Source organism: Sulfitobacter sp. HI0027, from assembly GCF_001634775.1.
Taxonomy (GTDB): domain Bacteria; phylum Pseudomonadota; class Alphaproteobacteria; order Rhodobacterales; family Rhodobacteraceae; genus Sulfitobacter.
On sequence record NZ_LWER01000037.1, the window covers coordinates 1 to 9,709 of the forward strand.

The window sequence follows — 9,709 nt, forward strand, 5'->3', positions numbered from 1 at the left end:
CATACTGCATCTGATTTGACAACGTCAAAGCCGCCCCCGAAAGCCGCCCCAGCCGAACCGGAGCCCGATGCGCGACCCATCCCCTTCCAGCCCCCCTGCGCCAGACGGCGAAGGGTCGCCCCGCCGCAGGCCGCGCCGCCGCGCGGGGATCGCATTGGTTGTGGTGTTGGTGCTATTGGCGGCGCTGGCGACGGGGGCGGCGGTCTATTTCACCGGGCGTCCGATCCCCGCGCCGCTTTGGGTGCAAGAGCGGATCGAGGCGCGGATCGCGACTGCGCTGCCGCAGGCGCGGGTGGATTTCGGCGCGATGGAATTCGTCGTCGACGAAGGCTGGCGGCCGCGCGTGCGGCTGCAAGATATCTTTGTCACCACCCCCGAAGGCGACGAGATCGTCAGTTTCAATGAGTTCAAGGCCAGCCTGTCGATGCGGTCACTGCTGCGCGGTGTGGCACAGCCGCGGGCGATTTCCCTTTCAGGCGTGGTGGCAAACCTGCGCCGGGGGGCGGATGGCCGGGTGAGCCTCTCTGCCGGGGCCGGAATCGCCCCGCCTGAGCGTGAGGCCGCGACCCTGCCGCAACTCATCGGTCAGATCGACGAGGTGCTGGCCGCACCCGCGCTCTCGGCCCTACGCTCGGTTGAGCTGCGCGCCCTGACCCTGCGGTTCGAGGATGCCCGCGCGGGCCGGGCCTGGACCGGCGATGGCGGGCGGCTGCGCTTGGCGCGCGATGGCGATCAACTTGACCTGTCGGCCGACCTTGCGGTGCTGAGCGGTGGGGCCGATGTGGCCACGCTCACCGCCAATTACAGCAGCCGCATCGGCCAGAACGCCGCGACCTTTGGTGTGACATTCGACGGGATCGATGCGCGCGACATCGCCGCACAAGGGCCTGCGTTTTCATGGCTAGAGGTACTGCGCGCCAATATCTCGGGCGCGGTGCGCAGCGGGATCGACAGCGCGGGCCGCTTTGCGCCGATCAACGCATCGCTGCAAATCGGCAAAGGCGTGTTGCAGCCCAACTCGCAGACCAAGCCGATCCCTTTTGATGGGGCCCAGAGCTACTTTAGCTATGACCCCGCGCGCCAGCTTTTGCGCTTTGACGAGATGTCCCTCGACAGCCCTTGGGTGTCGGGCAACATCACCGGCACTTCGCAACTGGGCGATGTCACGGGGGGCATTCCGGGGCGGATGGTGGGGCAGTTTTCCTTACGCGATCTGCGCGCCAATCCGGCGGAAGTCTACCCTGAGACGGTGGCCTTGGATCAAGCAGATATCGACTTTGAACTCAGCCTCAACCCGTTTCGCCTGAAACTGGGCCGTTTGGAGATCAGCGATCAGGGCCGTAGCCTGCGCCTTGATGGGGCGCTTGTGGCCGAGCCTGAGGGCTGGAACCTGTCACTCGATGGGCGCATGGACAGGCTGAGCCCGGAGCGTCTGCTGGCGCTCTGGCCCGAGGGGGTGAAACCCAAGACCCGCAAATGGCTGGACGAGAACCTTCATTCAGGCCGGATGCGCAACCTTGATCTGGCGCTGCGCATGGCACCGGGGCAGGTGCCGCAGACCTATGTGGCCTTCGACTACGCCGGGGCCGAGGTGCGGTTTTTGAAAACCTTGCCGCATATCACCGATGGCAGCGGCCATATGAGCCTGCTCGATAATCGTCTTGTCGTCACGGTGGACGCAGGCGAGGTGATCGCGCCGCAGGGCGGGGCGGTGACGCTGGATGGGTCGTCTTTCATCATCCCGGATGTGCGCGTGAAAGACGGCAGCCCTTCGGTGATCCGGCTCAATACCCGGTCAACCCTGACCGCCGCGCTATCGCTGCTGAACCAGCCGCCAATGCGGGTGATGGAGAAGGCCGGGCTGCCGGTGACGCTCGCGGATGGGGAGGCGGTGCTGAAAGGCACGCTGGCGCTGCCGTTGAAAAAAGGCGGCAAGCCCGAAGATGTGCGCTATCACTTCGCGGGGGATTTGCTGTCGCTTTCGACCGATACGCTGGTCAAGAACCGCAGCCTTCAGGCCAGCAAATTGGCCATCACCGCCAGCAATGACCGCATCACCATCGGCGGCGAAGGACGTATCGATGGCGTGGGTTTCGACGGGGAATGGTCGCAGGCGATCGGTCCCGGCTCTGACGAAAGCAGACTGACAGCCCAAGTGGCGCTGACCCCTGCGGGGTTCGAAGCGTTTGGCGTCGCACTGCCCCCCGGCAGCCTTCGCGGGGAGAGCAGCGGACAGATTGCGGTAGACCTCAAGAAAGGCGCGGCACCGCGGTTTTCACTGCGAAGCGATTTGGCGGGCTTGGGCGTTTCCGTGCCGCAGTTATCGTGGGTAAAAGCACCGGCGACCAAAGGCGAATTGCGGCTGGCGGGACGGTTGGGCGAGACGCCGAACATCGACGCCTTTCAACTGAACGCGCCGGGGCTGCGGGTGGCAGGCTCCATTGACCTTGAACCCGGCGGCGCGTTGGACCGCGTGCGGATCGACCGGCTGCGGCGCGGCGACTGGCTTGATATCCCCGTGCAACTGATCGGGCGTGGCAAGGGCAATCCGGTGCAGGTGGTGCTGGGCGGCGGCACGTTGGACATGCGCCGGGCCGAATTCGGCGGGGCGGGGGGGCAAGCCGGACCGCCGATGCGCGTGGCGCTGGACCGGCTGCAGATCACCGATACGATATACCTCACGAACCTTGCGGGCACCTTTGACACGGCCAAGGGGATGGACGGGTCCTTTACTGCGCGGCTCAACGGGGGCACGCCTGTGCAGGGGCGGGTCCTGCCCCAAGGCGGGCGTAGCGCGGTGCGCGTGGTCTCGGACGATGCGGGCGGGATACTGCGCTCGGCCGGGCTGGTGAAACAGGTCGTCGGGGGCAATCTGTCGCTTACCCTGCTGCCTGTCGGGTCGGGCGGGGCCTTTGATGGGCAGCTTGAGGTCAGCAATGTCGCCATTCAAGACGCGCCCGGGATCGCGGCGCTGGTGAATGCCATTTCGGTCGTGGGGTTGATCAACGAACTCAACGGCGATGGCATTTACTTTGACGATGTGGAGGCGAAGTTTCGCCTGACCCCGAACCGCCTGACCCTGACCGAGGCCAGCGCCGTGGGCGCGTCTTTGGGGCTGTCGATGGATGGGGTCTATGCCCTCGACAGTGGGTTGATCGACATGCAGGGTGTGATCTCTCCGGTCTATATGTTCAACGGGATCGGGTCGCTGTTCACCCGCAAGGGCGAGGGGCTGATCGGGTTCAACTACCGCCTGACAGGGGCCGCGAAAGAGCCCAGCGTCTCGGTTAATCCGCTCTCGGCGCTCACGCCCGGCATGTTCCGCGAGTTGTTCCGCCGCCCGCCCCCAACACCCCCGGCGGTGCAGGGCCAAGCGAATCCGGTTGCCCGGGTGCCAGAGGACCGCTAAGCGCCGGGCGACCTATGCTGCCAGACCAATAGGAACGCCGACCGATGAAGCTCTCCGATTTCGATTTCGACCTGCCCGAGGAATTGATCGCCACGCGCCCCGCCAATCCGCGCAGCTCCGCCCGGTTGCTGGTGGCCGCGGGGGATCAGTTGCATGACCGCCGCGTGACCGACCTGACAGACTGGCTGCGCCCCGGCGACCGTTTGGTGCTGAACGACACCCGTGTGATCCCGGCGCGGCTTTCTGGGCTGCGCCACCGTGCCTCGGCCCAAGGGGCGGTGCGGGCCAAAATCGAAGTCACGCTTTTAGAGCCGCGCGGCGATGGCACGTGGTCGGCGTTGATCAAACCCCTGCGCAAGCTGAAAATCGGCGAAGAAGTCGTCTTTTCCGACGATCTGCGCGCCACGCTTGAGGCGGTGGAAGACGGGCAAGGGCATCTGCGGTTCAACTGCACAGGTGATGATTTCGATGCCGCGCTGAACGCAGCCGGGGCCATGCCGCTGCCGCCCTATATCGCCGCAAAGCGCGCGGCTGACGCGCAGGATATGACGGATTACCAAACCGTCTTTGCCCGCCACGCAGGCGCGGTCGCGGCGCCCACGGCGTCGCTGCATTTCGACGAGGCGCTGCTCGCGGCGCTGGCGGCCAAGGGGGTCACCTTTAGCCATGTCACCCTGCATGTCGGGGCGGGCACCTTCCTGCCGGTCAAGGTCGATGACATTTCCGAGCACAAAATGCACGCCGAATGGGGCCGGGTGAGCGCTGAGGCCGCCAAAGAGATCACCGCCACCCGTGCCGCCGGAGGGCGCGTGATCCCCGTGGGCACCACCGCGCTGCGCCTGATCGAAACAGCGGCGCGCGGCGGGCAGATCGCGGCGTGGGAAGGGGATACCGATATTTTCATCACGCCGGGGTTCGACTTCAACGTGACCGACGGGCTGATGACGAATTTTCACCTGCCCAAATCCACGCTGATGATGCTGGTCTCGGCCCTGATGGGCGTGCAGCAGGTAAAAGACATCTACGCCCATGCCATCGCCGAAAAATACCGTTTCTTTTCATACGGCGATTCCTCTCTTCTGCTGCCTGAGGCGCAAAAACCCGCTTGAATGTCGTTCTAGGGGGTGACTAGCCTGCGATTGCCGTCCATGGGAGGGCTTGGGCGAACAAGGAATTGACCGATGATTCAAGTGGTTTCAAGCGCATGGGCGCTATTGCTGGGCATGTGCCTGTTGATGGTCGGCAACGGCATGCAGGGCACTTTGCTGGGTATTCGCGGCGGCATCGAAGGGTTTTCGACCCTGCAAATGTCGATCGTCATGTCGGCTTACTTCGTCGGTTTCTTGGGCGGGTCGCGGATGGCGCCGGGGATGATCCGGCGTGTGGGCCACGTGCGGGTCTTTGCGGCGCTGGCCTCGCTGATCTCGGCGGTAATGATCCTCTACCCGACATTCCCCAATACCATCGTCTGGTCGCTGGGTCGGGTGCTGATCGGCTTTTGTTTCTCGGCTGTTTACGTGACCGCTGAAAGCTGGCTCAACAATGCCGCCACGAACGAGAACCGGGGGCAGGCGCTTTCGGCCTATATGATCGTGCAAACACTCGGCATCGTCATCGCCCAAGCGCTGCTGCTGACGGCTGACCCGTCGGGCTTTGTGCTCTTTGTCATTCCTTCGGTTTTGGTGAGCATCGCGGTCACGCCGATCCTGCTGTCGATCAGCCCCACACCGCCCTTCGGCACCACCAAACCGATGAGCCTGAGCACCCTGATGGAGACCTCTCCGCTCGGCTGTGTCGGCATGTTCCTTTTGGGCGGTGTTTTCTCGGCGCAGTTCGGGATGGCGGCGGTTTACGGTGCCGAGGCAGGGCTGAGCGTCGCGCAGATCTCACTTTTCGTGGCGGCCTTCTTTGTCGGTTCGGTGATCCTGCAATATCCCATCGGCTGGATTTCTGACCGGATGGACCGACGCAGCCTGATCGTCATCACCGCGCTGATCGGTGGGGCGGGCTCTATGGTCGGCATGATGCTGGGGCATGTTTTCCCGATCCTGCTTGCTACGGCCTTTGTCGTGGGCGGCATGTCGAACCCGCTTTACTCGCTGATCATGGCCCATACCAACGATTTCCTTGAACAAGAGGATATGGCTGCGGCCTCGGGTGGGATGTTGTTTATCAACGGCTTAGGTGCCGTCCTTGGCCCGGTGATTACCGGTTGGATGATGGGCACGGCTCTGGGGCCGGGGGGCTTTTACCTCTTTACCGCCGTGCTCTTTGCCGCGCTGGCCGGCTATGCTTCCTACCGTAAGACGCAGCGTGCTGCGATTCCGGTGGACGAAACGGGCAACTACGTGCCGATTTACCCCTCTGCCACCGCTGTGGCCGTGGAAATCGCGCAAGAGTATGCCATTGAATCGGAACAGGAAGCCGCCGAAGAAGCTGCCCAAGAAAACGCCGAAGCTGACAAAAACGCCCCTGATAGCGATAACGATGTCGCGGATGACATAAAACGTGACTAGGCTTTCGGGGTAAGACGTTCTTAACTTTAGCGAAACGCCCGAGATGCGGCAAAGGAGTGTGCGGGATGGCTGCCACAAATGCAGAACCCCAAGATGTACTGAATTTCTGGCTCAAGGACGTGGGTCCGGCGGGATGGTACAATAGTTCCGATGCGCTGGATGCCGAGATCCGCAGCCGTTTCGAGGGGCTCTGGAGTGAGGCAGAGGCGGGCAAGCTGAACCATTGGCTGACCAATCCCACCGACGCGCTGGCCTTTTTGATCGTGACCGATCAATTCCCGCGCAATATGTTCCGCGATACCGGCAAGGCATTTGCCAGCGATCGTATCGCCCTCGCGGCCGCGAAGCTGGGGATCGAAAAGGGCTGGGACATGCGCGTGGAAGCGCCCGAGCGGCAGTTTTTCTACCTGCCGCTGATGCACTCAGAGAACCTCTGCGATCAGGACCGTTGCGTGCGTTTGATGTGCGAACGGATGCCGGAAAGCAATGGCAGCAACCTGCTGCACGCCCGCGCGCACCGCGAAGTGATCCGTCAGTTTGGCCGCTTTCCCTACCGCAACGCGGCTCTGTCGCGCAGTTTCACCGCGCAGGAGACCTCTTATATCGACGAAGGCGGGTATGGTCGGACCGTCAAACAGCTGCGTGAAAATCTGCAAGCGGCCTGAGCTTCGGCAGGGCAGGGTAAATTCGCGTGGTTGTGGCGATTGCAAATATGGTTTAGCGGTAAACTATATTTGCAAACCCTAACGCGAGGTCCTTGCCATGGCTGCCAAATCCTTTGATCTGATCGTGATCGGTGCGGGGCCGGGCGGCTATGTCGCCGCCATCCGTGGCGCACAGCTAGGCCTGAAGGTCGCGGTTGTTGAGCGAGAAAATCTGGGCGGCATCTGCCTCAACTGGGGCTGTATCCCCACCAAGGCGCTGCTGCGCTCTGCCGAGGTGTTTCACCTGATGCACCGCGCCAAGGACTTTGGTCTGGCAGCGGATAAGATCGACTATGATCTCGAAGCGGTGGTCAAACGCTCGCGTGGCGTCGCCAAGCAGATGGAAGGCGGGGTCAAACACCTGCTGAAGAAAAATAAGGTCGACGTCTTCATGGGCGAAGCCTCGATCCCGGCAAAGGGCAAAGTCTCTGTCAAAACTGACAAGGGCAGCGAAGAGTTGACGGCTAAGAACATCGTTCTGGCAACCGGCGCCCGCGCCCGCGAACTGCCGGGGCTCGAGGCGGATGGCAAGCGCGTCTGGACCTACCGCCACGCCTTGCAGCCCGTCCATGATCCCAAGAAGCTGCTGGTCATCGGCTCCGGCGCCATCGGGATCGAATTCGCAAGCTTCTACAACACCCTTGGCGCTGACACGACCGTGGTCGAAGTGATGGACCGTGTTTTGCCAGTAGAAGATGAAGAAATCTCTAAATTCGCCAAGAAGGCGTTTGAGAAGCAGGGCATGACCATCATGCAAAAGGCCACGGTCAAGAAGCTCGACCGTGCGGACGACAAGGTTACCGCCCATATCGAACGTGACGGCAAAGTCGAAAAGCTTGAGTTCGACACCGTGATCTCTGCGGTTGGCATCGTCGGCAATACCGAAGGTCTGGGGCTGGAAGAACTTGGCGTCAAAGTAGACCGGACCCATGTGGTGACGGATGAATATTGCCGCACAGGTGTCGACGGACTCTATGCCATCGGCGACATCGCTGGTGCGCCGTGGCTTGCGCATAAAGCGAGCCACGAAGGGGTGATGGTTGCCGAACTCATCGCGGGCCAGAAACCACATCCCGTCAAACCCGAAAGCATCGCCGGTTGCACCTATTGCCACCCGCAGGTCGCCTCTGTCGGTCTGACCGAGGCGAAGGCCAAAGAGCAAGGCTATGACATCAAGGTCGGTCGATTCCCCTTTATCGGCAATGGCAAGGCCGTGGCCTTGGGGGAGCCGGAAGGGCTGGTGAAAACCATCTTTGATGCCAAGACCGGCGAACTTCTGGGCGCACATATGGTCGGGGCCGAGGTGACCGAGCTGATCCAAGGCTACGTTGTGGGCCGCCAGTTGGAGACCACCGAAGAAGACCTGATGAACACCGTCTTCCCGCATCCAACACTCAGCGAAATGATGCATGAATCCGTGCTCGACGCCTTTGACCGCGTGATCCACATGTAACGCGGGCGGGGCAGGGTGCATTGACCGCGCCTCGCCCCGCCGCAATTTGGCCAAACCGTCGGGAGCCATGTCGTGGTCAGCCTTAACCGTGTCGTCATGCACCGCAGCAGCCGTCGGCTGATTGGCCGTTTGAACCCTGCAACGCTGGATACAGCCGAAATTTCTGGCAGGTTCGGTCAGCGCTTTGCATTCAAGAGCTATACACAGTTTGGCTACCCGACCTATGACATCTGCGCAGGTCCGTTTACCGATCCTGCGAGCGGCGCCCTCCGCCAGTTCGATCTGATCCTCGCCAATCAGGTCTGGGAGCATCTTGACCGGCCTTATACCGCACTGAACCATGTTCAACAGATGCTCAGGCCGGGGGGTATTTCTGGATCGCCGTGCCGTTTTTCATTCCCTTCCATGCCGCCCCCAATGACAATTCGCGCTGGTCCGCACGGGGGCTGAAGAACTTGCTGATCGAAGCCGGCTTCGACGAGAGCCGGGTCATCGCGCGACAATGGGGCAACCGTACCGCCGCCGCCTGCAATCTTGAACCCGACTGGCCGCCGCGTTTCGACAAAAGCACGGATGACCTGACTAACGATCCCAAAATGCCGCTGTGCGCTTGGGCGCTGGCCCAGAAGAAATGAGAGCCGATGGCTGACCAAACCTCCTTTCCGCGCGTTTTCGCGCTTTGGGCCGCGGGCCTGGGGGCGGCGGCGCAATATGGCAAGATGAGCGTCATCTTCGACCTGCTTCCAAAGATTTATCCGCAGGCCGGAGCGTCGCTGGGCTTCTTGGTTTCAATGGTGGGCGGTGTCGGTATCCTCCTTGGCGTTGTGGCGGGGCTGGTGGTCGCCCGTATCCGCTATCGTCGTGCGCTGCTATTTGCCCTGTGGCTGGGCGCGGCTGTATCGGCCTTTCAGGCGCTGCTGCCGGGGTTTGGTTGGATGCTGGCCAGCCGCGTGGTCGAAGGGCTGTCGCATCTGGCCATCGTCGTTGCCGCGCCGACGTTGATTGCGCAGCTCAGTACCGTGAAGGACCGCGGGTTTACCCTGACCCTCTGGGGCACCTTCTTTGGCGTGGCTTTCGCGATCCTGACCCTCATAGGCCGCCCGCTTGCGCTGGCATGGGGCGTGCCTGCGCTTTTCGCCGTCCACGCGCTCTATATGGCGGGCTGTGCGCTGGTGCTTTCCGGCAGCTTGCGCAGCCTGCCGGACGAGGGCCCTCAGCATGCGTAATTGGGCTGCCCCTATTCAGAGGTCGAGCTCCCGTTAAAATCACAGCCAGACTGTGAACAAGGGAGATGAATGATGGAATATTTTGCCGGTTTGGATGTGTCACTTCGCTCATGTGCCATCTGTGTCGTCGATGCCAAAGGCAAGGTGATGCTCGAAAAGGAACTATCCTGTGAAGTCGGCGATATCGCCGATTGCCTGAACAGCTCCGGTTATCCGATCGAGCGCATCGGTTTTGAGGCTGGCACGCTGAGCCAGCATCTCTTTTATGGTCTGACCAGTGAAGGTTTTGATGTCGTCTGCATGGAAGCCCGCCAAGTGAATGCTGCCCTTTCAGCGATGCGCAACAAGACTGACAAGAACGACGCGCGTGGGATTGCCCATGTTCTGCGAACCGGCTGGTT

Annotated in this window: 9 protein-coding genes; all 9 read left to right on the top strand. The window is 62.1% G+C overall.

Features of this window, described 5'->3' with window-relative positions; genetic code table 11:
* The first annotated feature begins 67 nt into the window (after positions 1-67).
* Positions 68-3,409, top strand: coding sequence for a YhdP family protein (locus A3722_RS02445; protein ID WP_067627611.1), 3,342 nt, complete (start codon positions 68-70; stop codon positions 3,407-3,409).
* 44 nt (positions 3,410-3,453) lie between these two features.
* Entirely contained in the window at positions 3,454-4,518 is a 1,065-nt protein-coding gene (gene queA / locus A3722_RS02450; protein WP_067915892.1) for a tRNA preQ1(34) S-adenosylmethionine ribosyltransferase-isomerase QueA, read from the top strand.
* Between the two features lie 72 nt (positions 4,519-4,590).
* On the top strand, positions 4,591-5,925 hold the full coding sequence (locus A3722_RS02455; RefSeq protein ID WP_067626558.1) for an MFS transporter: 1,335 nt from the start codon (positions 4,591-4,593) through the stop codon (positions 5,923-5,925).
* A 65-nt stretch (positions 5,926-5,990) separates the two neighbouring features.
* Positions 5,991-6,590, top strand: a complete 600-nt coding sequence (locus tag A3722_RS02460) for a DUF924 family protein (protein ID WP_067626556.1) — start codon at positions 5,991-5,993, stop codon at positions 6,588-6,590.
* Positions 6,591-6,687: 97 nt separating this feature from the next.
* Positions 6,688-8,082, top strand: a complete 1,395-nt coding sequence (lpdA, locus tag A3722_RS02465) for a dihydrolipoyl dehydrogenase (protein WP_067626236.1) — start codon at positions 6,688-6,690, stop codon at positions 8,080-8,082.
* Positions 8,083-8,154: 72 nt separating this feature from the next.
* Positions 8,155-8,532, top strand: a complete 378-nt coding sequence (locus A3722_RS02470) for a class I SAM-dependent methyltransferase (RefSeq protein ID WP_330220203.1) — start codon at positions 8,155-8,157, stop codon at positions 8,530-8,532.
* 5 nt (positions 8,533-8,537) lie between these two features.
* On the top strand, positions 8,538-8,717 hold the full coding sequence (locus tag A3722_RS25160) for a hypothetical protein (RefSeq protein ID WP_330220204.1): 180 nt from the start codon (positions 8,538-8,540) through the stop codon (positions 8,715-8,717).
* 6 nt (positions 8,718-8,723) lie between these two features.
* Entirely contained in the window at positions 8,724-9,308 is a 585-nt protein-coding gene (locus A3722_RS02475) for an MFS transporter (RefSeq protein ID WP_236627330.1), read from the top strand.
* Between the two features lie 72 nt (positions 9,309-9,380).
* The coding region (locus tag A3722_RS02480; RefSeq protein WP_150120407.1) for an IS110 family transposase at positions 9,381-9,709 on the top strand (329 nt) is incomplete at its 3' end.

Excerpts from the sequence above, each read along its gene's own strand:
- A3722_RS02455 (WP_067626558.1), top strand. The coding sequence starts at position 4,591 with ATGATTCAAGTGGTTTCAAGCGCATGGGCGCTATTGCTGGGCATGTGC.
- A3722_RS02445 (WP_067627611.1), top strand. The coding sequence starts at position 68 with ATGCGCGACCCATCCCCTTCCAGCCCCCCTGCGCCAGACGGCGAAGGG.
- queA (WP_067915892.1), top strand. The coding sequence starts at position 3,454 with ATGAAGCTCTCCGATTTCGATTTCGACCTGCCCGAGGAATTGATCGCC.
- A3722_RS02460 (WP_067626556.1), top strand. The coding sequence starts at position 5,991 with ATGGCTGCCACAAATGCAGAACCCCAAGATGTACTGAATTTCTGGCTC.
- lpdA (WP_067626236.1), top strand. The coding sequence starts at position 6,688 with ATGGCTGCCAAATCCTTTGATCTGATCGTGATCGGTGCGGGGCCGGGC.
- A3722_RS02475 (WP_236627330.1), top strand. The coding sequence starts at position 8,724 with ATGGCTGACCAAACCTCCTTTCCGCGCGTTTTCGCGCTTTGGGCCGCG.